This window comes from Mycobacterium bourgelatii, from assembly GCF_010723575.1.
In the GTDB taxonomy this organism is placed as follows: Bacteria; Actinomycetota; Actinomycetes; order Mycobacteriales; family Mycobacteriaceae; genus Mycobacterium; species Mycobacterium bourgelatii.
Genome location: NZ_BLKZ01000001.1, coordinates 1434020 through 1456811 on the forward strand (window position 1 = coordinate 1434020; position 22792 = coordinate 1456811).

The following is a 22792-nucleotide window of genomic DNA, read 5'->3' on the forward strand; positions in this document are numbered from 1 at the left end:
CTCAAAATGCGCAGAGTCATTCAGTTTTCGACAGGCAATGTCGGACGGCATTCGTTGCGGGCAATCATCGGCCGACCAGATCTCGAGTTGGTCGGAGTCCACGCGTCCAGTCCGGAGAAGGTCGGCAAAGACGCCGCCGAGTTGTGTGGCCTCGGCCAACCGACCGGCATCGTCGCCACGGACGACATCGATGCCTTGGTCGCGCTCGGGGCAGACTGCGTGGTTTATACCGCGCTGGGTGAGGTGCGGCCGATGGAGGTCATCGACCAGATGGCCAGATTTCTCGCGGCCGGCACCAATGTGGTTGGCACATCACTGGTCTGGCTTACCACACCACACCACGCCGACGAGTGGTTGCGGGACCCGCTGCAACGGGCATGCGAAGCGGGTAACACGTCGTTGTACATAAATGGCATCGATCCGGGGTTTTCCGCCGACACATTGGTCTACTCGGCATGTGGCCTCACGACTCGCGTTTCGTCGATCACCGTCCAGGAGATATTCGATTACGCAAATTACGATGATTACGAATTTACCGGCACATCAATGGGTTTCGGGCTGAAGCCAGACGACGATCCGCCCATGCTGTTCCTGCCCGGTGTCGTGGTGGCCATGTTCGGCGGCCAGATACGGAATTTGGCAGATCATCTTGGGATCGCACTTGACGAGGTGCGACAACGGGACGAACGCTGGTACACACCGGAACCGATCGATTGCATCATGACCAAGGTGGAGCCTGGCGGGATGGCCGCAGTACGGTTTGCCGCCGAGGGTGTCGTCGACGGGCGTCCCGTGATCACTCTCGAGCACATCACCAGGCTCACCAGCGCCGCCGCACCCGATTGGCCCTTCCCGCCCGATGGCCAACCCGGGGTTCACCGGATCGTCGCTGAGGGAGAACCTCGGATCGAGATCAACACGCACGTCTCTCATCCGTCGTTCGACACCACCGACGCCGGCTGCATTTCCACGGCCGCTCGGGTGGTGAATGTCATCGACTGGGTTTGTCGGGCGCCCGCGGGATTGATTGCCGCCGACCAGGTTCCGCCCGCGGAGGCGCTTCGCGGTCTCATGTGGAAGGAGTAGCCGTGACGGCTCTGGCGGATGACCCGAAAGTGGGCAAGAAGTATCGCGTCATCCAATGGGGCATTGGCAATGTCGGAACGCTCGCTTTACGCCATTTCGCCGGCAACCCCGTCTACGAGGTCGTCGGCGTGCTGTGTAGTCGCCCGGAAAAGGTCGGCAAGGACGCGGGCGAACTCGTCGGGGTGGCACCGATCGGTGTGCTCGCAACGACCGACAAGTCGGCGCTGGAGGCGTTGGAGGCGGATTGTGTGTTCTACGCGCCGCTGTGGTCCGACATCGAGGAAATATGTCGTCTGCTCCGTGGCGGGAAGAATGTCGTCGCCTCCGGTGGTGCCTGGTGGTACCGAACCGAAACGAACGCCCAGGACATCGACAAGATCGAGGAAGCCTGTCAGGCGGGTGGAACATCGTTTCACGCCGGCGGCATCCATCCCGGCTTCGCGGCGGACTTGCTGGTGCTAACGCTGTGCCGGATTGTCAGCCGCATTGACCGCATTCACATCTACGAATACGTGAACTTCAACAAGGACACTCTCAAATACCTCGACGAGATGGGATTTGGGAAGGAGCCCGCAGAGTTCGAAGCGGGGAACCTGTTCGCGGCCGCGTGGCCCTTGTTTGCACAGTCGCTGACCATGGTGGTGGACGGCGTGGACAAGACTGTCGAGAGGTTCACGACGGAGGTCAAAGTGGGGTTGGCCACCCGCGACATCCCTTACGAGGGAACCGAAGACATGGACATGCCCGGATTGAAGGGAGTGATCAAGAAGGGCACCGTGGCGGCACAGCAGCACGAGTGGACCGCATGGGTAGACGGCAAGCCGTTCATCACGCTGCACGAGACGTATTCCTTCGTAGAGCACGACGCCATTGATCCCCGGCCGGACTGGGATGGCTACTACCACTACCGACTGGTGGTGGAGGGCGAGCAGCCCACCGAACTGATCCTGCGCGGTGTCGCCGACGAGCAGGGTGACCACGGCAACCCCGGATACACCTGGACCGCAATGGGGCCGGTAAACACGATCCCAGCCGTCTGCGACGCGCCACCCGGTTTTCTCACCCACAAGGAACTTGGACTCGTGACACTGCGCGGTGTGGTGCGTTAGCCGGCGGCTGTCTTCCGGATTTGCTGCGAACTCCTTTTAACGGGGGCGTTTGCTGGGTACGCACCGAAAATGACGGCGAACTCCAGCACGAAATCGGCGGGATCCGAGTTGCCCCGGCATGCCCGCGTAGCCATCGTGGGCAGCGGCTTCTCCGGGTTGGGGGCGGCGGTCAAACTCAGCGAGGCCGGACACCAGGACTGCATCGTGCTCGAACGCGGCAACGATGTCGGCGGTACCTGGCGCGACAACACCTATCCCGGTGCGGCGTGCGACGTGCCGTCGCACCTGTATTCGTATTCGTTTGCCATGAACCCCAATTGGACGCGTTCGTTCTCCAGTCAGCCGGAGATCCAGGACTACATCCGAGGCGTCGCCGAGCGCGCCGGCGTACTTGATCGCCACGTGTTCAACTGCCACGTGAAACGTGCAGCGTGGTCAGAGGAGAACAATCGGTGGGAACTGTCGACCACTCGTGGATCCATGACCGCCGACGTGCTGATCGGGGCCTTCGGCGCGTTGGCCGAACCGAAGTTGCCCGACATTCCCGGTATCGACCGCTTCGCCGGGACGCTGTTTCACTCGGCACAGTGGAACCACGACGCTGACCTGACCGGTAAGCGCGTGGCGGTGATCGGCACAGGGGCCTCGGGAATCCAGATAGTCCCGGCCATCGTCGACAAGGTGAAGCACATCGATGTCTATCAGCGCACTGCGCCGTGGCTGCTGCCCAGGTTCGACCGTCCATTCACGCGACCGGAGCGATGGGCGTTCCGCAACGTGCCGGGATTGCTGCGGCTAGCCCGGGCCGGTATCTACGCGGCACGCGAGACCCAGGTAGTCGGATTGGCCAAGTATCCGAAGATGATGAAACCGTTCGAGTTGATCGCCCGCGCCAAGATCCGCTTCGAAATCAAAGACCCTGAGTTGCGTCGCAAGGTGACACCCAACTTCCGCATCGGGTGCAAGCGAATGCTCATCGCCAACGACTGGTACCCGGCGCTCGACAACGATCACGTCGAACTGGTGACCGACGGCATCCGGGAAATCGATGGAAACGCGATCATCACCAACGACGGCACCGCGCGTGAAGTCGACGCTCTGATCGTGGCAACCGGCTTCCAAGTCACCGACTCGCCGATGTTCGACACCATCTGCGGCAGCGATGGCCGAAGCCTGAGCCAGACCTTCGCCGACGGCGGGATGCGCGCCTACAAGGGCACGACGGTCGCGGGGTTCCCCAATCTATTTGTGCTGATCGGGCCGAACACCGGCCTGGGCCACACATCGATGGTCTACATGATTGAGTCGCAACTGAACTACGTCATCGACGCCATCGACACCATGACCCGCCGCGCCATCAACCGCATCGAGGTACTCCCGGACGTGGTCGATGCGTACAACGACACGTTGCAGCGCAAGCTCGCCGGATCGGTGTGGATGACCGGCGGATGCGGCAGCTGGTATCTGGACGCCCAGGGCAACAACACCACCTTGTGGCCCGACTTCACTTTCCGCTTCCGACAGCAGACGAAGCGGTTTGACATCGACGCCTACCAAACGTCATCGACCGCCGATACCGAACCGGTCCCCGCCCTCAGCGGGCACACCGGATAGCGGCGCCGCCATGGGAACGATCAAGGGCAAGGTCGCCGTGGTCACCGGGGCTGGCTCGGGTATCGGCCGGGCGTTGGCCGTCGGCCTGGCGCGCAGGGGCGCTCGGGTGGCAATGTCCGATGTCAACAAGGACGGTTTGGCGGATACCGCCGAACGGACACGAGCGCTGCGCGCCGAGACCCATGTGGAAGTTCTCGACGTCACCGATCGCGAGGCGGTCAACGACTATGCCGCATCGGTCACCGATCATTTTGGTGTCGTCCACCAGCTCTACAACAACGCCGGCGTCGCGGGCGGTGCGGCGCCGGTCATCGACTGTGACTACGAAACCTATGAACGAATATTCGGCATCAATGTCTGGGGCGTCATCCACGGCACCAAAGCGTTCCTGCCGCACCTGATCAACTCTGGCGACGGCCACCTCGTCAACATCTCCAGCCTGAATGGCCTCATGGCGCAAGCATCGATGAGTGCCTACTGCACAAGCAAGTTCGCCGTCCGCGGGTTCACCGAATCGGTGCGTGCGGAAATGCTGGCTGCGGGCCATCCGGTGCAGGTCGTCGTCGTGCACCCTGGCGGAATCCGAACCAACATCGCCACCGCCGCCATCGACGAAGCCAAACGAGCCGGGAAGGAACTCAGTTCCGAGCAGCTCAAACGTGCCGAAGCCTACAACGACAAGCTGCTGAAGATGTCGCCGACGAAGGCCGCCGACACGATCTTGAATGGCGTGCAGGCCAACCGAAGTCGCGTGCTGGTGGGAAACGACGCCCGGGGTGTCGATCTGCTGGTGCGCCTGTTGCCGCGCCAATACCCCCGACTGGGAGTTTGGTGGGAAAGGCGCACCTTCGGTAGGTCATGAAACGCGTTGTCCCGCGCGGGCCAGACGAAACCGCTGCATGACCAGATCCAGGATCTCGGGGGTCAACATGCCACCGGCGTATTCGACCCAGCACCAACTGCGTGCCGGGGCCTGGCCGCTCGGATCGCGGATGAGGTTGCCGAACACATGCAGCGGGCTGCCGCTGGTGTCGAACGCAAAAGTGTATGTGTCGCCGCCGATTACCGTCTCTAGGCTGACTACCTTCCCGGCGTCGTTGAAGCCCGCGGTGGCGACGATGTCGTGGTGGACCGTGGTCTTGCCGTCCCTCACCTGGTAACCCGGCCCGAAGGCCAAGTCATCGCGGCCTTGCCAGAAGCTGCCGCCGCCGAGTCGGCCGTCGTCGTATTCATGCAGCCACGACACCCACATCCCCTGCAGGTGACGGGCGATGGGCAATTCGGTGTAGGACAGCCCAGGCGGACCGTAAGCGAAGTCTTGATGCGCATAGCCGGACACCGGCACACCGTTGATGGTGCCGGTCGCGTAAAGCAATTCGTGCCGGTAGTACACCTCGTCGGCGACGGGGCAGTCGCCTTCCTGGCGCGGCACGTGGGTGACTACCACATCACTGCCGGTGTAGCCGTGGATCTCCCACCGACCGCTCGCGTCATACCAATGCAGGCCGTCCGCGTCACGCGCAACGCGGCCGCTGGTGTAAAGCATCTGCGCGGTGTCACTGTCTTCGCTGTACTCGAAGGGCTCGAACCAGTCGATGGACGCGTACTCTTCGAACAGGTGCGGTGCATCGGATTCCATCGTCTTTGGCAGCGAACGAAACCCGCACACCGGCGACACCACGTGCGTCATACCGATGACAAAGTCGTCCAAGCCCCGTAGGCCCCAGTAGTTCTGACCCGATTCGTCGCTGACGACAGCGCCGAGCCAGATTCCGGCCAAGGCCACGTCGGGACTCGGTGTCCAGGATCGACGGTAGTGATCAAGCGACGGTGGCGAACCGGTTACCTCGAAGTCGATGTGGCGCATCGCGGCACTTCAGTCACTCGAAGGCGATGACGCCACGGATGTTTTTGCCCGCGCGCAGATCTCGCATCGCCTCGTTGATGTCGTCGAGCTTGTAGGTCTGCGTGATCAACTCATCGAGCTTGATCACGCCCGCCTCATACATTGACAGCAATCGGGGCATGGCCTCGCGGGGGTTCATCTCGCCATAGAGCACACCCTTGAATGTCTTGCAGGAGTAGATCATGTCGGTCAGGACCATCGGCACCATCAGATCGGTGATCTTGGGCATTCCGGTCAGTACGCAAGTGCCGCCTTTGCGCAACAGCATCAGGGCGATCATGACCATGTCCGCGGGCACGACGCCCGGGGTGAGCACTACCCGGTCGGCCATTACTCCCCAGGTGATTTCGGTGACCAATTCCAGCGCGGCACCCGTGTCGGCGGTGGTGTGCGTCGCACCGAAGGTGGGCGCCATCTGCCGCTTGAATTCGTTGGGATCGACGGCGACGATGTGCTTGGCCCCGGCTACCTTTGCGCCCTGCACCGCGTTCATGCCTATTCCGCCGACACCGATGACCACGACGGTGTCGCCAGGCTCGGTACCCGCAGCGACCGATCCCGACCCGAATCCGGTTGTCACACCACAGGAGACCAGGGAGGCGGCCTCCAACGGGATCCAGTCGTGCACTTTGACCAGCGAGCGCTCGGAGGCCACCACGTATTCGGCGAACGTTCCAACCTGCATCATCGCCATCAGGTCTTCGCCGTCGAGGTGGCGGCGTCGCGTGCCGTCGGTGGTCATCGCTTTGCTGTAGATGTCGGCACCCACGTCGCACAGATACGTTTGACCGGTGGTACACCATCGACAGGTGCCGCAGGCGGGATAGAACGAGACCGCGACGTGGTCACCGGGTTTCAGGGTCTTGACCTCGGGCCCGACCTCCTCGACGATGCCCGCACCCTCATGGCCACCAAGCATGGGGAACCATTCGGGCACGTCCCGACCGGCGGCCCGCATCATTTCTTCCATCTCCGGGGTGGGCACACTGTCGCCGCTATAGAAGTGTTCGTCGGAGTGGCAGATGCCGGCGTAGGCCATTTTCACCAGGACCTCGCCCGCGTGCGGGGGATCGAGGTCTATTTCGGTGACTTCCCAATCGGATCCGACGCCGCGCAGCACTGCTGCCTTGGTTTTCATTGCCTTCTCCTTCGTGGGAGTGGAAGGTTCACCATTTACGGAGTTCCTTTACCGCGCTGGATGGGCGCGGGGCCAATGTGAGGTACGGGATGAAACTGCTGTTGCCGCAACGGATGACGTTGTGGACGACTTCCGTGAGATGTTCTACGTCGACCAATCCACCCAGCATGTACTTGTTTTCCATCCAATATCGGATGGCCTTTTCCATCGCCTCGGGGTCCCAATTCTTGGCGAACTCGGTCTGCGAGTCGCCGGTGCCGCCGAGGCTGTCACCCACTGCGAGTCGGGTGAAGCTGATTTCCGGGTGCTCGGTGCGCCAGGCCTCAACGAGCTTGTCCAGGGCGCTCTTGCTGACCGCGTAGGCCCCCAGCATCGGCCACGGCGACGTGTACGAGGCGCTGAGCGATGACAGGTAGACGGCAGAGCCGCCCGCCGCAGCCAAATGTGGTGCCGCGGCCGCAGTGATCAGTGACGCGCCGGTGACGTTGGTTGCGAACAGCTGCGCCCATTGCTCGGCTGTGACCTCCTGCAGCGGCGCCAGGACGCCAACACCGGTGGTGTACACCAGGGCATCCAGACCGCCCAGCGCCCCAACCGCCTCCGCCATCGCCTGCTGGCAGGTATCTGCCACCGTGACATCACACGCGATTGCCACCGCGCCGCTGCCGGCCTCCTTGGCGGCGTCGACCAGGCGCTCGTAGCGACGTGCGAGCAACGCCACGTGGGCGCCGCGCTTGGCAAGCCCGGTGCCAATGCATCGCCCGAGCCCGGCAGATGCGCCTACGACTGCCACCCGCAACGGCTGTGTGTCGTCGCTAGACATGGCGTTCCTGCATGGGTCTCCTCGGATGCTGAGTGAGAGCGAAATTATTCACTTGTCGTAAACACACATTTTCACATCGGTCGGGGTTGGCCAAGGGCGTCGCAAGATATTTACCGCCGCAAGGACTTACGTTCGTCGACCGCGAAGCTCAGCAGCAGGCGGTCGAGTATCTTGGCCGCTCGCCGACGCGCCCGAGTGGGGTTTGCGGCGTGGGCGACTAGGCGCGAGGCCTCCTCGAGTGCGGCGACGATCATGTGCGTGAGCTCTCCGACGGGTTGATCGTCGATGATGCCGTCCGCGATCGCCTGCCGGACTATCTCGTTGATCAGGGCGATGCTGTTGTTTTCTTGGATCGCCCGCAGTGTCTGCCAGCCGAGGACGACCGGTCCGTCGACCAGCATGACGCGCTGTACTTCGGGCTCCAACGCCGCTTCGAGAAATCCGTGCATTCCGCGGGTCAGCCGTTCCCACGGGTCTGCGCCGGGGGGTGGCGTCGCGATGGAACGCAGGGTGAGGTCGCTTTCCACCTCTTCGAAGACGGCTCGGAACAATTCGGCCTTGTCCTTGAAATGGTGGTAGAAGGCGCCGCGGGTGCCCACGCCCGATTTGGCGACCAGGTCGCTGATGCTGGTGTTGAAGTAACCCCGTTCGACGAACAGTTCCCGACCTGCATCAATGAGGTCGCGTCGAGTGCGCTCGCCACGTGCGCGACGATCATCGTCCGACCCGCCGCGCTGCGCCATGCCGATGATCGTAGCAACATTCATCTTGCAGGTTGAGGTGTATGTTGCCGGTATGTCAGACGACGTGCTTCGCGCATACGGGTCGGTCGCACCGCTAAAGGTGGGTTTGCTCAACGACTATCCGACGAGCGGCGACTCCGACAACAACACCGTCGCCGCGTTGCGACTGGTGTTCGACGAAGCGCTCGCCTCGAAACTGATCGACCGACCGGTAGAACTGATACAACGCAACGTCGTCGGGTTACCGAACGGCACCTACCAGGCAGTGGAACGGGCGTTCGACGAGTTGGTGGACGAGGGGTGCTTGGCCATATTCGGGCCCTGGGTTTCCGACAACGTGGTGCCGCTGCGATCCCATGTCGATGCAACGGCCAAGGTTCCGATCATCACTTTGTCGGGATCGGAAGGCGCGCTGGGCGAGTGGTGCTTCGCCCTCAACAACGGATCGATGGCCGAGGAGCCCGTGATGCTGGCCGCGGTGATGATCGGTGACGGGCGATCACGGATCGCGATTGCCTACGAGGCATCGTTGATCGGCAAGGAGTATCTAGCGTTCGCGGAAAAAGTCTATGCCGCTGCCGGTTTGAAGATCGTGACCACGATAGCGATTCCACAGGTGGAAGCCGACAAGGCCGAGGCGGTGGCTGCGCTGCGGGCGGCGGACCCTGATGCGCTCGTCCACGTCGGGTTCGGGCACGGGTTGTGGGGTTTCACCGACGCGCTTTTGGCCGCGGGCTGGGACCCGCCCCGGTACACCACCACCGCCTTCGAGATGGCCCACATCAACGATGAATGGAGGCGTCACCTTTCGGGCTGGATCGGTCTGGACAGCTACGACGAGCGCAACGAGGTGGGTCAGGCGTTTCTGGATCGCTTCGAGGCGAGATATGGCCGACGGCCCGGACATTCGATGCCAGGCCTGTCCCACGATGCGGCGACCGTCATCGCTCGCGCGCTGGCGGCGGCGCGCCCGCTGACCGGCGAAGGGGTCAAGAACGGCATAGAGCAGGTCAAGCTCATACCTGCGGCGAGCGGAGCGCCGGGAACGTTCTTGCGGTTCGGCCGATACATCCGGCAGGGCTGGCTAGGATCGGACTATCTGGTAGCCCGTCGGATGCTGCCCGACGGTTCGGCGCACGTGTTCCACGCCGCGCCGAGCTCGCACATTTCACGCGCGGTCGGCGTGGCCGCTCGCTAGCTGGATCGCGCCGAACACCGGCGCCGTCACGATTCCGGGTGGTCGACTCAGTACGTACGGAATCGCCCGGACGGCGCCCATGGCGATCATCAGGTGGCCCGGCATGGCGTGCTGTCCGGTGGGCAGCTGGCCATCCCAGCCGACGTCGAGCTGCAATTCAAAGCTGGGGACGCCCTTGATGACCGCACGTATCAACGGGGCCTTCTCGCCGGGGGCCAGCGGCGTCATGCCCCACTGCGGTAGGTCGCGCGTCAGTACCCATTCCTCATGGATGGCCAGCAGCGGTCGGCCCGACCAGTGCCCGATCCACGAGAAGCGCTGTCCTACAACGGTTCCCGCCTCGATCGGGCCGGCTGTCACCTCGATGTCGTGGGGGAGTGTGGTGGCGTCCACCGAAACGTCAATGTGCGACAGTGTCACGCCGAGGACATCGGCGGTGGCGTTGAGTGCCTGGCGGTAGGCCAAGTCGAGCTTCTTGATGATCGGGGAGTCGACCGTCACGTCCTCAGGCGGGCGGCCCATGCCCATGAGGTCGACCAGCATCGGCCGACTCGGGACGGCCGACACATCGGTGGCCTCATAGAGATCGATGCGGTCGATGGTCTTGCTCAACCCGGTCACGGTTGCGACGAGTCGCTCGAACATGAAGCCGGGGTTCTCGCCGGCCGCGTGGAACCGGGATGCGCCCTGCTGGCAGGCCGTGACGAACGCCACCTCGGTCTCCGCGCCGTAGGTGGGCAGATGGTTATACGAGGTGGTCGTGATGACATTCGTGCCGGCGGCGAGTAGTCGGCAGATGTCCTCGGCGTTGGTCTCGATCGCGTGCGCCTTGCTGGCGGCGTGCACGACGACATCGGCTCCCAAGGCGACTATTTCGTCCTTGTCGGTGGTGGCGGCCACACCCGTCGTGGGAGGCAGCCCGCACAATTCGCCCGCGTCCCGGCCGGCCTTGGCCGGGTCGTAGACGAGCACGCCGACCAGCTGGAAATCGGGATTCTCGATCAGCTCCTGCAGTGCAGCGCGGCCCACCGCACCGGTGGCCCACTGCACGACTCGAATGGCCAATCTATTGCTCCAGTTGCGGTTTCGGGTCGGGCTCGTTCTGGTCGGTCCAACATACATCATGTAGGTTTGCAACCGACAGGATGCAGGTTGATACCTGGCAGGAGGCGCGACATGGCGGAACCCGCGGTCACCGATGACATCGACCAGCGCATCCGAGAAGCCCAGGAGAAGTTCAACGCCGGAATGGGTGCAGACGGCGACGCAACGCCGTATCCACTGCTACGCGAGTTGCGCGCCAAAGGTGCGGTGCATCCCGGCTGGCCGGAAATGGGTATTCCCGAGGATTCCGGGAACGGGAACAAGACCTACACCGCGTACTCCTTCGACGCCGTAAAGGCAGTATTCACCGACAACCTCACCTTCAGTACCCGGTGTTACGAAGACGTGGTGCGGCCCTTGCAGGGACCGACGATCCTGGAAATGCAGGAACCCGAGCACGCGGTCTACCGCAGGCTGCACGAGTTCGCCTTCGCGCGTTCGTCGATGAAGCGTTGGGACACCGAACTCGTCGGCCCTCTGGTAGAGCGCACGATCGCGAAGTTCCGCGACAACAAGCGCGCCGATCTGGTGGACGCGGTCTTCATGCCGATTCCGGTGCGGGTGATCGCGGCCCTGCTCGGGTTACCCGAGGCTGATATCGGTGAATTTCACCGGTTGGCGATCGACCTACTGGGCTTCCGGGGTGACATGCAGCGGGCGATGAAGGCTTCCGCGGAAATGAAGGAGTACTTCATCGGAGTGCTCGCAGACCGGCGCAAGTCGCCGAAAGACGACATGGTGACCATTCTTTCGCAGGCCGAGATCGACGGCGTCAAGATGTCGGACGAGCAAATCTACGGGTTCATGCGCAATTTGTTGCCCGCCGGTGCCGAAACGACGTCACGGTCGACGGCCACCCTCGCGATGGCCTTGCTGACTCATCCCGATCAACTCGACGCGGTCCGCGATGATCGAAGCCTGCTGCCGCAGGCCATCGAAGAAGGCATCAGGTGGGAAACCCCGCTACTGAACTTCATGCGTGAAGTCACCAGCGACATCGAGTTCTACGGCGTGCACATCCCTAAGGGCGCCACCATGATGTTGAGCCTCGGCAGCGCCAACCACGATGAAACCCGTTGGGAAGATCCTGAGTCTTTTAACATCTTCCGGGAACGAAAGCCGCACATCGGCTTTGGTCACGGCGCGCACGTGTGCCTGGGGATGCACTTGGCCAGATTGGAGAGTACGAAGATCTTCAACGCGCTGTTCGACGAACTGCCTGACCTGAGGCTGGATCCGGACGCGCCGCCGCCGTATATCACGGGCGCCATGTTCCGGTCCCCACCCCGGCTCGACGTGGTCTGGTCATGACTCGCGGCGTGCGCGTCATTCAGTGGGCAACCGGGGTCACCGGAATGATGTCCCTGCGGCACGTGCTCAGCCGACCGGACCTCGAATTGGTGGGCGTGCGGGTGTACGACGCGGAAAAGGCGGGTGTCGACGCCGGCACCCTGTGTGGACTGCCCGAAGCGGGGGTTCTCGCCACCACGGATCGGGACGCCGTCATCGCTACCGACGCGGACGTCGTGCTCTACATGGGCAAGGTGGAAATCGACACGCCCGGCTGCTTCGCCGAAGTCTGCGAACTGCTGGCGTCCGGCAAGAATGTGGTGGCGACCGGCAGCCGGTTCATACACCCGCGCTCCCTGCACGAATCACTGGCAGAAGGTATCGAAAAGGCCTGCGCTGCCGGCGGATCGTCATTCCTGGGGCTGGGCCTGTACCCCGGTTTCGTCGGTGAATCCCTGGTCCCGGTCCTGTCCCGGCTGAGTCAGCGGGTGAGTCGGATCAACATCCGTGAGGTGCTGAATTACTCCACGTACGCCAGCCACGATTTGATCTTCAACGCAATGGGCTTCGGGCACGATCCCGACGACACCACGCCGTTGTTGAGCAATACCGAATACGCCGCAATGGCGTGGATCGGTAGCGCCACGGTAATCGCGCAGGCACTGGGCCTGGAGATCCGCGGGGTGGAAGGGTATCGCGAAGTTGCAGTGACGCCGCGGCCGCTGTCGGTGGCCGCCGGCGAGATTCCGGCCGGCACGGTGGGCGCCATGCGCTTCGGCGTTGTGGTTGATTGCGGCGAAACGACTTTGGCCGTAGAGCATCTCACCAGAATGGCCGACGACCTGGCCCCCGACTGGCCCACCGAGATCGGCTACCAGGTGACCTTCGAGGGTGAACCCAACATCAGTATTAATCTCGTGCTTGGCGCGCAAGACCAGGATCACTCCGAACAGGGTTGCCTGGCCACCGCGATGCACGCCATCAACGCCATCCCCGCGGTCGTTGCGGCCGAGCCGGGGCTCTACGACCTGTCGACGATCGCCCCGTTCGTCGCGCACTGGACGAATCGCCGCGAGGTGGTATGACAACGATCTCGTTCAATGACCGCGTCGTGCTGGTCACCGGGGGAGGTCGAGGTCTGGGCGAAGCGTACTGCCACGAGTTCGCCCGCCGCGGGGCGGCGGTGGTGGTGCATGACAACGGGGTCGACGTCGACGGCCACCATCCTGATCCCGCAATCGCCACCCGCGTGGCCGAGTCGATCACGGACGCCGGGGGAAAGGCCGTTGCGTGTATTACGGACGCCAGCACCGAGGACGGCGGCCAGCAGGCCGTCGACCTGGCGTTAAACGAATTCGGTCGGCTTGACGCCATCGTCGCCAACGCCGGCATCATCCACCACGACCCCATCCAGGAGTGGCCGACGGACCGCTTCGAGGCGCTCTTGCGTCATCATCTGCTTGCCGCGTTTCACGTTGTGCGGCCTGGTATCTCGGTGATGAAGCGGGCGGGCTACGGCAGGCTCGTCTTCGTGTCGTCGGCGGCAGGCGCCTTCGGCCAGCCAGGTTTAGCTGGCTATGCGGCGGCAAAAATGGGCATGCTCGGGCTGATGAACGTCGCCGCGCTTGAAGGCGCGGAGTCGGGTATCACGGCCAACGCGATCATGCCCATGGGCGATACCCGCATGGCCGACGCGATATTGGGGGAGGAGGGCCGCACGGAAGCGGCGCAGGCATTCCGCAAGACTTTGCGGCTTGATCAGGTAGCGCCCGTGGTCGCTTATCTCGCTAGCGAACAATGCACACGGACTCACCTGGTGCTCAGCGCTTTTCACGGACGGGTTGCAGCGTTGCAGATCGGTGTCACGCGCGGATGGTTCAGCCCGGGTGGTTCGTTTACGGCCGAGGATGTGGTCGCCAACATCGATCAGATCCTGGATCCGGCGGATTTGCTGGTACCGGACAGTATCTTCGACGAGATGCAACACGGATTGTCGTCTGGCCAGGGCTGACCAGTCCATCCCAACGGGTTCAGATGAAGTCTGAACCACCGTCCACGTTGATGGTGGCACCTGTGACGTAACCGTTGCGCCGGGACGCGAGGTACGTCGTGACCGATGCGATCTCCTCGGGCAACCCGGCGCGGCCAATGTCGCAAGGGTGGCCGTAAGTCTTGTCCACCCACGCCATCACGTCGTGTGGATCAGAAGAATCGAGGCCGTCGGCGGCCAGCACATCTTTCAGTATTTCGGTGAAGCTGGCCGTGACGATGGTGCCCGGACAGACGCAGTTGACCAGAATGCCCTCGGCGCCAAGGCTTTTAGAGAGGTTCTTGGTTACGCTGGACAGTGCGGACTTCGCGGCGGTGTAGGCGACCAGGCGAGGGCTCTGCCGCTGGATGGAGTGCGCCGAGAGCGTGACGATGCGAGCCCAGTCCGCGGCGCGAAGCATGGGCAGTGCGGCTCGAACCGACCGCACCGCCGACATGGTGCCAAGGTTGAATGCGGCGTGCCAATCGTCGTCGTCAAGATCCTCGAATGCGCCGGCGCTCGGACCAACGGTATGCACCAACGTATTCAAAGTGCCCCACGCATCCTGGACTGACGCGAACGCCGACGCGATGGACTTGGCATCGGCCATGTCAACGCTGATCGGCAGCACCTCGGGTGCGCCGGCTTCGCGGATACGCTCGGCCGCGGACTCCAGCGCGGCTTGGCCACGCGCCATGATCGCCACCGAGGCGCCTTCGGCGCCCAGACTTTCGGCGATCGCCAGTCCCATCCCCTTGCTGCCTCCGGTGACGACGGCGGTCGCACCCGCAAACCCTAAGTCCATCAGTCTTCCTTCGGTTCAGTGTCGCGGCGCCAGGTGCACGATGTCGCTCACCACCGTTGGGTTGGCGCGCGCAATGGCGATCAACGAGAGCATGGCGTTCGCCACGTCGGTGAGTGCCGACATCTTCGCCGGTATCTGGCCTTGGTGCACCCAGGCCCGATACAGGTCTGCCAGCAGCTCGCGGTCGGCACCACGCAGGATCTCGGTGTCTTCGGTGGGTCCGACACTGACGCGGATGACGGCCAACTCTGGATGCTCGGCTCGCCAGGACCGCAGGATTTCGTCAAGCGCGGCCTTGCTCGCGTGATACGCGGCCACACCGGCGCGTGGTCGTCCCACGTCATGACTTGAGGCGACGAGCGCGACCGCGTTGTCGGACAGGTGTGGCAGGGCGGCACGCAGCACGTGCGATGCGCCCACGGCGTTGACGGCGTACGTGTGCAACCAGGTTGCCACGTCCGTGTCCTCAATCAGCGCGAATGGCGCTGCGGCGCTGGTGAAAACAACAGCGTCGAGTTTGCCGAACGCGGTACCAACGTCTCGAACGACGGATTCGATCGCGCGGGGGTCGGACACGTCGAGTTCGTGGGCCGACCCTTCGAGTTGATCGGCCAGTTCGGACAGCAGGTCCACCCGGCGGGCGGCGAGAGCTACTTTGGCGCCTCTGGCATGTGCCGCCACGGCCAAGGCGCGACCTATGCCGGAAGATGCCCCGACGACGAGCATGTTTGTCCCCGCGATGTTGGAATGCCGATCCGTCATAAGCTGGTTCCTGTCTGTCGCGCAGTCGTCGACCTCGTTGCACGTTAGCGCGCCGCGGCCGACATGTGGGCATAGCGACCGTCATTTCTCGCGTGTGAGAACATTAATTCTCGACGACGAGGAGATGTGGTCGACATGCGGGACGGGTGTTTTACGCCGAGCGTGTATGCGGCGCGACGTTTCGCGGCTTGGGCTCAAGTGGTCGCAGTCAATTCAGGTGGGGCGACGGTGCCGCTGAAAGTATCACGTGACGAATACCGTTGAACCCGGCATCGATTCCGATCCTGCGGTAGCCAACGGGGCGCCGGGATCACGGCGGCTCGCACGGGTCGGGTGGGGGCTTTTCATCGCCGGCTACCTGGTGTTCGCCGCCGTCACCATCGCGACCATGCAATCCGGCACCCATGGGGATCCCAGGATTACGAACTTCAATCCGGGACCCGAGCCGTACCCGCCTTTTCTCGGCTTCGACAACTGGCCGCTCGTGGTCGCCTTCAGCTCGATACCGCTGGCCATCGGTCTGGTCGTCACCTTGGTGTGGTTATCGGTGCGCCAACGCAAGGTGCATTGGGCGGTGGTCATCGCATTCGCCGGGCTCATCACGGGCGCGTTGGATCCACTCGCCAACTGGGCGACCTTCGCTGTCTTCGACCCGCGGATGCTGCACTGTCCGCTGTCCTGGCCCTACGTCAGCATCGCACCTAACCTCGAGCCTGCGTTGGCCTTCCTGGGCGGCTACGCGGCTTACTACTTGCTGAGCGGCCTGGGCATACTGCAACTGCACAACCGGTTGATCGCTCCGGCTTTTCGGCGTTTGAGCTGGCTCGCGGGACACCCGCTTGTCGCTGTCTTCATCGGCGGCTTTCTGATCTCCATACCGCTCAACGGACTGGTTCAGTTCACCTGGTTGAGGTTCGGCATCTTCTTCTACACGGAGGCCGTCGGACCCGTATTGCGCATTGGCCACATCTATTTCCCCGTCATCATGGCGGTGTACGACTCGGTGATATTTGCCATGGTTGCGGTGATGTGTGTTCGCGACAAAGACGGCAATCTGGTGCTGATAAACAGGATTGCCGAACGGTTGCCGACTCGCCAGGGCGGGAACAAGTCGTCGCTGACTCGCCAGCTGCTGATTTCGGTTTCAGTGGGTTTGGTGTCTTTCGCTGCCCCGTTGGCAGTGTTGGCCGCCCTGCGCGCCGCCGGATTGTCAGAGCCTGCCTTCGAGCAAAACCCGTACCCCAACGTCAAGGTGTACGACCCGTACGGGCATCTCGAGGAGGCGGGGAAACCGGGACCGTTCTATCGGTGATCGTGATGAGTCCGCCCATGACGGTCCAGGCGACCGAATGACGCTGTACGCGCTATTGCACGGCGGCCTGCACCGCGGAACTTGCTGGAACGAGGTCGGGGCCGCACTCGGCGCGTTCGGTCATACCGTCGTGGCGCCCGACCTGCCTACGGATGACGACGCGGCCGGTGCTCTGGACTGGGCGCGCGTGGCGATAGCCGCGATCGACCAGGCAGCGGGCGCACACCCGAAAGATGTCGTAGTCGTCGCGCATTCGATCGCAGGGTTGTGCGCACCCGTTGTCGCGACGCTGTATCCGGTGCTCAGAATGGTGTTTGTCGGTGGCCTGTTGCCCGTTCCCGGCAGGACGTTCCTCGAAGAACTGGCCGCCAACCCCGATGCCATCACATTTCCGGCGCCGGACACCGGCGGTGCCGGACCGTTCGGGTTGACCTGGGAGTCGGTGCGAGAAGGTTTCTACCACGACTGCCCGGAGCTGTTGGCGCGGAATGCGTTCGACGAGATGTGTCATCAGGCCTTCACGGTATTCACCGAACGTTGCCCAATCGACCGCTGGCCGGATACGCCGTCGACCTACATCTTGATGCGAGACGACCGCGCGGTGGGGGCGTCGTGGGCGAGGCGGCAGGCCGCCAGGGTGGGTGCCGAAGTTGTCGAAATCGATGGCGGCCATTCGCCATTCTTCGCACGCCCAGACGAGCTCACCGACGTAGTGCTCGCAGCTCGCTAAGCCTGCGACACTCCCACGTCCACGGAAATATCGGTCGCCGTCACGTATTTCGACTGATCGGATGCCAACCACGCGACTGCATCGGCGATGTCTTCGGGCATAGTGACCACGTTGGGAAGAAGCTGTTTGCCAAATCCGTATTGCAAGTTCGGATTAGATTCTGCCGCCCGCTGCATCGCGTCGATCATCCCTCCGGTTCCCATCGGCGTCGCAACCGAACCGGGGTGCAGGCTATTGACGCGGATGTTGTAGCGACCGAGTTCGGCAGCGAAGGAGCGGGTGAGTCCGGTGATTGCGTGCTTGCTTGCGGTGTAGGCCACCATGAACGGCTCCCATTTCACCCCGGCCGCCGAGCCGATGAGAATGATGGACCCGCCCCGTTCGCCCGCGATGATGTGCTTTGCACCCGCCATGACGGTGTTCCATGTGCCAACCAAATTGACGTCGATGGTGTCTTGAAATGCGCGGTGCGTAACCTGATCCCACGGGGCAGGGCAGCAGATTCCTGCATTGGCGACGATGACATCCAGCCGGCCCAGTTCGGTGACCCCCCGGTCCACGGCCGCGCATAGGCCTTCATGGTCCCGCGTGTCGACGATCGCGGTCACGGCGCGGCGGCCATTGGCGGCAACCAGATCCGCGGTTTCCGCGAGGTCTTCCGGGGTGGCCGAATCATAGGGAACGCTGGGCGGCAGGGGACCTGCGATATCCACGAGAATGACGTCGGCGCCTTCGGAGCTCAATCGGACGGCGTGGGCGCGGCCCTGGCCACGGGCGGCGCCGGTAATGAGCGCGACTTTGTCGGTGAGGTCTGACACACGCGTACGGTACACCATCTCCCGAGCGCTGAGAATGTTGCTTCCGCCTGCTGAGAACGGGGATTCTGCGCGACTGGTAGGACGACTTTAAACACGCTTACCGGCACCGTATTTCGGGCCTTAGCGTTCTGCCAGCAGTCCAGTGAGCTGCTGCGCGAGTTCTGACTTCTTGACCTTGCCGGTCGCGGTGAACGGAAGATCCTGCTTGGCCGCTACCCAGATGAATTTCGGCACCTTGTACGCAGACAAGCTGTCTCGCAGTTGTGATCGCAGCGCTTCGGCGTCAAGCGTCGCGTTGCCACGCGGTACCACCGCAGCGGCGACGACCGTTCCGTCGTTGGGGTGTTCTGCGCCGACGACGTATGCCTCGAGCACGCCCTCGCATTCGAGCAACGCGAGTTCGACCTCGCTGGGCGTGACGTTGGTGCCACCGCCGGTCTTGATCAGGTCACCCAGCCGACCCGTGAAGGTTATCCAGCCGTCGTCGTAGCCGATGCCGCAATCGCCGGTGCGGTAATAGCCGTCCGGGGTGAAAACCTCTTCGCGCTCGAGCTTGTGTAGGCGCTGCATCAGGGAGTACCCGCGGACCCAAATCTCGCCGCGGGTGCCGTTCGGGACTGGCTGTCCGGTGTCGGGGTCGACGATGAGGTGACTGAGTCCCTCAACCGGCACCCCTCCGGTCTCACATCGGTCAGCCGGCTGGGGCAAATACGGGTCGACGCCGATGTGGTTGCCGCATAGTTCGGTCATGCCTAGCGCATTCGGACCCTGCGGACGACGCTCGGGCGGCACCATTGCGGGCATGCTGGTGCGTTGTACCGAACTCAGGTCGCGCTGGGCGAACTCAGGTTGTTCGGCAAGCGTCTTACCCTGCTGCGGCCAGCCCAACGTGATGGTCGCCCGATAGCGCTCGATGAGTTCGAGAGCCTCCGCCGGTTCGAACGCCGGCTGGGTGACGAGGGTTGCACCGTGGTGCAGCACCGCGTGCAAACCGGTGATCAACCCTCCTACCCAGAAGAACGGCATGGCGGTGAACATCACCTCGTCATGCTTGACGCCGTAGGCGAAGGTCAGGTTGTAGGTATGGCGGACCAATGCGCCTTGGGTGTGGACCGGGCCTTTCGGATCCCCGGTACTACCCGAGGTGTAGATGATCGTCACCTCGTCGGCCGGTGTCACACAGGACTCGACGTCGACGAGAAAGTCAGCCTCGCTGCCCGACAGGGTGCCATCGGTGGTCAGCGTCGTCGTCCACCTCCGAGAGGACGGCCCCTGCACCGCGATCGTGCGCAGGAAAGGAGCCTGGGACACGGCAATACGTCCCGGTTCGCGCTGATCGGCCAGTCCCGGTAGTGCCTCCTCGAGCCTGGCCAGGAAGTCGTGGTTGCGAAAAGTCGGCCACGCCAGAATGGCTCGAAGATCGGCATGGCGGGCGGTCCAGCCTAACTCGGAAGCCTTGTGGAAGGTGTTGAGTGGGACGGCGACTGCACCGATACGAGTTGCGGCGAACCAGGCCAGCGCCCAGTCAACGCTGTTGGGCATCAAGATGCCAACATGATCACCTTTGCCGATGCCCTGCGACAGCAGAGCGGTCGCCAATACGGCTGAGCGCTTGTCGAGAGAGTTGTAGGTCAACTCCTGCCCATCGGCGATGAGAAAAACCTTGTCCCCGAATCGCGCCGCGGAGGACCTCACCAATGCAGGAATCGTCGGCCGGATATCCGGGAAGGGCATATCCGCAGGATAGTTGCCTTCCTGAATACGTGAGAACCCTGGTTCTCGGGCGGTCTAGCCGGGCGGCTGTCTGGGCGTCCGCAGGGGGCGGCGGCTACGATCGGGTTAGAACCGTCATTCTCAATATTGGAGGGCAACATTTCCGGCGACAAAGTACTCAGCGGAGTCCGCGTTTTGGAAGTTGCCGCATGGACATTCGTGCCCTCGGCCGGTGCTGTGCTGGCGGAATGGGGGGCGGAGGTCATCAAGGTCGAGCCGCGCGACGGAGGGGATCCGCAGCGGGGGCTGGTCACCATGGGCATCGTGGACGCGGGCGGCGGCACCGTCAACTACATGATCGAGATACCGAACCGAGGCAAGAAATCCATCGGGGTCGACCTGTCTACGCCCGGTGGTCAAGAGGTCGTCCGCAAACTCGCCGCGACGTGTGATGTCTTTCTGACCAGTTATCTGCCCAGTCGCCGTAAGAAGTTGGGCATCGACGTTGATGACATCCGCGCCGCGAACCCCAACATCGTTTATGTGCGGGGTTCGGGCCATGGTCCAAAGGGGCCTGACGCCAACAAACCAGGCTATGACGGCGTCTCCTACTGGGCTCGTGGCGGTATCGCCCACGTTCTAACTGAGGACGCCGACGAGCTGGTGCGGTCTCGGCCCGCGTTCGGCGATCTGCTTGGGGGAATGACCATCGCCGGCGGAATCGCCGCGGCGTTGTACAAGAAGGCGACTACCGGGAAAGGTTCCATTGTCGACGTCTCGCTGCTGGGACTTGCGGCCTGGAACCTCAGCCCTGACGTCGCCGTCAGCCAAATACACGGCGGTAGCGCGATCCCGAAGTTCGGCCACGCCGACGCACCGAATCCACTCGTGGGGACGTACCGAACCAAGGACGGCCGCTACGTGCAACTCATGATGCTGCAACTGGACAAGTTTTATCCCGAGGCGATGCGCGCCATCGGCCTGCCAGAGCTGATCGAGGACAGTCGATTCGCCACCCCCGCAGCACGATTCGAAAACCGCGTTGAGCTCATCTCACTCATGGACCAGGCGTTCGCGCAGCGCACGCTGGCCGAGTGGCGGGAGCAGTTGGCGAACCTTTTCGGTGCGTGGGGAATCGTCCAGACGCCGGGAGAGCTGTGCCAGGACCCAGCGGTGACCGCCAACGGCTATGTCGCACAGACCACCACAATGAACGGTGCTCCTTTTGCGCTTCCTACCAACCCGGTCCAGTTCGACGAACAGTCCGTCGTTCCTCCCGGGGCGCCCGAACATGGCCAACATACCGAAGAGGTGTTGATGGACGCGGGTCTGGACTGGGACACCATCATGGAATACAAGGAATCCGGAGCGATCCTGTGAGTGCGACGTTTCCGGGTGCCGTATCGAATGAGCCCCTGGAGTTCGATCCCTTTTCGGATGACTTCTTCAACGGAGCGTTTGACACATACCGGCGGCTGCGGGATGAAGCGCCGGTGTATTACAACGAGAAATGGGACTTTTGGGCACTGACCCGCTACGAAGACGTGGCACCCGCGACCAAGGACTACGAAACGTTTTCCTCGGCAAAGGGCGCAACGCTGGACATGGTGAAGGCGCACGACGACGCGATCCCGGTGCCGAAGGTGATCATCTCCATGGATCCGCCCGAGCATCAGAAGATGCGCAGACTGGTGAGCAATGTGTTCACCCCGCGCGCCATCGCTGCGTTGGAAGACATGGTGCGCGAGAAGGTCTACGAACGCATCGATGCCCTGGATCCCCGGTCCTTCGATGTGGTTGCGGACTTTTCGGCGCTGTTTCCGAATGAGGTCATCACGACCATGCTCGGGGTGCCCAAGGCGGACCGTGACCAGATTCGGCTCTGGCTCGATCTCCTCCTGGAGCGTCATCCGGGTGAAATTGCCACTACGCCAGCGGGTTACGAAGCTTCGGTGAAGACCGGGATCTACTACTACAAACTGGTTCAGCAACGGCGTGCCGAACCACAGGACGACATGATCAGTCGGCTCATCGAGACAGAGATAGAACGTGATGGCCAGATCGAAAAGCTCACCGATGTGGACATCACCGGATTCGCCACCATGTTAGGCGGAGCCGGCGCCGAAACTGTGACCAAGCTGGTCGGCAACGCCATGGTCGCGTTCGCCGACTTCCCGGATCAGTGGCAGAGGTTGCGGGACGACCGGAGCAAGATCCCGGCAGCGATCGAAGAGTTGTTGCGTTACGAGGCCCCGTCTCAATACCAAGTGCGCACTGCCACCCGCGATGTGACGTTGCACGGCACCACTATTCCGGCGGGCAGCGCGGTGCTGCTGGTAACGGGTTCGGCGACGCGCGATGAACGGATGTTTGATGACCCCGACCGGTTGGACATCGATCGGGAACGCCGGATGGGTTTCAATCTGGCGTTCGGGTACGGGGTGCACAGCTGTCTAGGTGCCGCCTTGGCGCGGATGGAGAGCCGTATCGCGCTTGGCGCGTTGTTGGATCTCATTCCCGAATATGAAGTCGATCGCAGCGGGCTGCGCCGGGTGGCGATGTCCAACGTGTGCGGTTGGGCCAACGTACCCGTCCGCAAACTCGGCGACTGA

21 protein-coding genes are annotated in these 22792 nt (G+C 63.0%); 12 read left to right on the plus strand and 9 right to left on the minus strand.

The features are described 5' to 3' along the window. The first annotated feature begins 6 nt into the window (after positions 1 to 6). The 4 genes from G6N68_RS06575 (at position 7) to G6N68_RS06590 (ending at position 4671) form a co-directional block, all read left to right on the plus strand. A complete protein-coding gene (locus G6N68_RS06575; RefSeq protein ID WP_163709395.1) occupies positions 7 to 1086 on the plus strand; it encodes an NAD(P)H-dependent amine dehydrogenase family protein in 1080 nt (359 codons plus the stop codon). Between the two features lie 11 nt (positions 1087 to 1097). Then, on the plus strand, positions 1098 to 2195 hold the full coding sequence (locus G6N68_RS06580; protein WP_163718266.1) for an NAD(P)H-dependent amine dehydrogenase family protein: 1098 nt from the start codon (positions 1098 to 1100) through the stop codon (positions 2193 to 2195). 69 nt (positions 2196 to 2264) lie between these two features. Next, positions 2265 to 3809, plus strand: coding sequence for a flavin-containing monooxygenase (locus G6N68_RS06585; RefSeq protein ID WP_163709400.1), 1545 nt, complete (start codon positions 2265 to 2267; stop codon positions 3807 to 3809). A gap of 10 nt (positions 3810 to 3819) precedes the next feature. Next, positions 3820 to 4671, plus strand: a complete 852-nt coding sequence (locus tag G6N68_RS06590; RefSeq protein WP_163709403.1) for an SDR family NAD(P)-dependent oxidoreductase — start codon at positions 3820 to 3822, stop codon at positions 4669 to 4671. On the opposite strand, the gene G6N68_RS06595 is transcribed toward G6N68_RS06590, so the two are convergent. The 4 genes from G6N68_RS06595 to G6N68_RS06610 form a co-directional block, all read right to left on the minus strand. Next, positions 4666 to 5676: a hypothetical protein gene (locus tag G6N68_RS06595; protein WP_163709406.1), complete on the minus strand. Its 1011-nt coding sequence runs from the start codon at positions 5674 to 5676 to the stop codon at positions 4666 to 4668. The genes G6N68_RS06590 and G6N68_RS06595 overlap by 6 nt on opposite strands. A gap of 13 nt (positions 5677 to 5689) precedes the next feature. Beyond that, positions 5690 to 6853 carry an NDMA-dependent alcohol dehydrogenase gene (locus G6N68_RS06600; protein ID WP_163709409.1) on the minus strand — a complete coding sequence of 388 codons (1164 nt, stop codon included), beginning with the start codon at positions 6851 to 6853 and terminating at the stop codon, positions 5690 to 5692. A 28-nt stretch (positions 6854 to 6881) separates the two neighbouring features. Beyond that, the gene (locus tag G6N68_RS06605) at positions 6882 to 7676 is read right to left on the minus strand and encodes an SDR family oxidoreductase (protein ID WP_163709412.1); all 795 of its coding nucleotides are present in this window, start codon (positions 7674 to 7676) and stop codon (positions 6882 to 6884) included. 110 nt (positions 7677 to 7786) lie between these two features. Continuing rightward, positions 7787 to 8419 carry a TetR/AcrR family transcriptional regulator gene (locus G6N68_RS06610; protein WP_163709414.1) on the minus strand — a complete coding sequence of 211 codons (633 nt, stop codon included), beginning with the start codon at positions 8417 to 8419 and terminating at the stop codon, positions 7787 to 7789. A 52-nt stretch (positions 8420 to 8471) separates the two neighbouring features. Between G6N68_RS06610 and G6N68_RS06615 the strand changes: the two genes are divergently transcribed. Further along, positions 8472 to 9617, plus strand: a complete 1146-nt coding sequence (locus G6N68_RS06615; protein WP_163709417.1) for an ABC transporter substrate-binding protein — start codon at positions 8472 to 8474, stop codon at positions 9615 to 9617. Here the strand turns inward: G6N68_RS06615 and G6N68_RS06620 are convergent. Then, the gene (locus G6N68_RS06620) at positions 9588 to 10667 is read right to left on the minus strand and encodes an NAD(P)H-dependent amine dehydrogenase family protein (RefSeq protein ID WP_163718268.1); all 1080 of its coding nucleotides are present in this window, start codon (positions 10665 to 10667) and stop codon (positions 9588 to 9590) included. The genes G6N68_RS06615 and G6N68_RS06620 overlap by 30 nt on opposite strands. A gap of 126 nt (positions 10668 to 10793) precedes the next feature. Here G6N68_RS06620 and G6N68_RS06625 point away from each other — a divergent pair, with 126 nt between their 5' ends. The 3 genes from G6N68_RS06625 to G6N68_RS06635 are packed head-to-tail and all read left to right on the plus strand — an operon-like array spanning position 10794 to position 14022. Further along, positions 10794 to 12032: a cytochrome P450 gene (locus tag G6N68_RS06625; RefSeq protein WP_163709420.1), complete on the plus strand. Its 1239-nt coding sequence runs from the start codon at positions 10794 to 10796 to the stop codon at positions 12030 to 12032. Then, positions 12029 to 13096 (plus strand): NAD(P)H-dependent amine dehydrogenase family protein, encoded by a 1068-nt coding sequence (locus tag G6N68_RS06630; RefSeq protein ID WP_163709423.1) that lies wholly within the window; start codon positions 12029 to 12031, stop codon positions 13094 to 13096. The genes G6N68_RS06625 and G6N68_RS06630 overlap by 4 nt, the downstream gene beginning before the upstream one ends. 26 nt (positions 13097 to 13122) lie before the next feature. Continuing rightward, positions 13123 to 14022 carry an SDR family NAD(P)-dependent oxidoreductase gene (locus G6N68_RS06635; protein WP_163709426.1) on the plus strand — a complete coding sequence of 300 codons (900 nt, stop codon included), beginning with the start codon at positions 13123 to 13125 and terminating at the stop codon, positions 14020 to 14022. Between the two features lie 19 nt (positions 14023 to 14041). Here G6N68_RS06635 and G6N68_RS06640 read toward each other — a convergent pair whose 3' ends face one another. Both G6N68_RS06640 and G6N68_RS06645 read right to left on the minus strand, forming a co-directional pair. Further along, positions 14042 to 14845 (minus strand): SDR family NAD(P)-dependent oxidoreductase, encoded by an 804-nt coding sequence (locus G6N68_RS06640; protein ID WP_163709430.1) that lies wholly within the window; start codon positions 14843 to 14845, stop codon positions 14042 to 14044. A gap of 15 nt (positions 14846 to 14860) precedes the next feature. Further along, on the minus strand, positions 14861 to 15607 hold the full coding sequence (locus tag G6N68_RS06645) for an SDR family oxidoreductase (RefSeq protein ID WP_163709433.1): 747 nt from the start codon (positions 15605 to 15607) through the stop codon (positions 14861 to 14863). A gap of 247 nt (positions 15608 to 15854) precedes the next feature. On the opposite strand from G6N68_RS06645, the gene G6N68_RS06650 reads away from it, so the two are divergent. Together G6N68_RS06650 and G6N68_RS06655 are read left to right on the plus strand one after the other, a co-directional pair. Continuing rightward, positions 15855 to 16919 carry a spirocyclase AveC family protein gene (locus tag G6N68_RS06650; RefSeq protein ID WP_240355409.1) on the plus strand — a complete coding sequence of 355 codons (1065 nt, stop codon included), beginning with the start codon at positions 15855 to 15857 and terminating at the stop codon, positions 16917 to 16919. A 37-nt stretch (positions 16920 to 16956) separates the two neighbouring features. Then, a complete protein-coding gene (locus G6N68_RS06655; RefSeq protein WP_163709436.1) occupies positions 16957 to 17649 on the plus strand; it encodes an alpha/beta fold hydrolase in 693 nt (230 codons plus the stop codon). On the opposite strand, the gene G6N68_RS06660 is transcribed toward G6N68_RS06655, so the two are convergent. Together G6N68_RS06660 and G6N68_RS06665 are read right to left on the minus strand one after the other, a co-directional pair. Next, the gene (locus G6N68_RS06660; protein ID WP_163709439.1) at positions 17646 to 18485 is read right to left on the minus strand and encodes a mycofactocin-coupled SDR family oxidoreductase; all 840 of its coding nucleotides are present in this window, start codon (positions 18483 to 18485) and stop codon (positions 17646 to 17648) included. The genes G6N68_RS06655 and G6N68_RS06660 overlap by 4 nt on opposite strands. Positions 18486 to 18587: 102 nt before the next feature. Beyond that, positions 18588 to 20201, minus strand: coding sequence for a class I adenylate-forming enzyme family protein (locus tag G6N68_RS06665; RefSeq protein WP_163709444.1), 1614 nt, complete (start codon positions 20199 to 20201; stop codon positions 18588 to 18590). 126 nt (positions 20202 to 20327) lie between these two features. On the opposite strand from G6N68_RS06665, the gene G6N68_RS06670 reads away from it, so the two are divergent. Together G6N68_RS06670 and G6N68_RS06675 are read left to right on the plus strand one after the other, a co-directional pair. After that, positions 20328 to 21560, plus strand: coding sequence for a CaiB/BaiF CoA transferase family protein (locus G6N68_RS06670; RefSeq protein WP_163709446.1), 1233 nt, complete (start codon positions 20328 to 20330; stop codon positions 21558 to 21560). Further along, positions 21557 to 22792 (plus strand): cytochrome P450, encoded by a 1236-nt coding sequence (locus tag G6N68_RS06675; RefSeq protein WP_163709449.1) that lies wholly within the window; start codon positions 21557 to 21559, stop codon positions 22790 to 22792. The genes G6N68_RS06670 and G6N68_RS06675 overlap by 4 nt, the downstream gene beginning before the upstream one ends.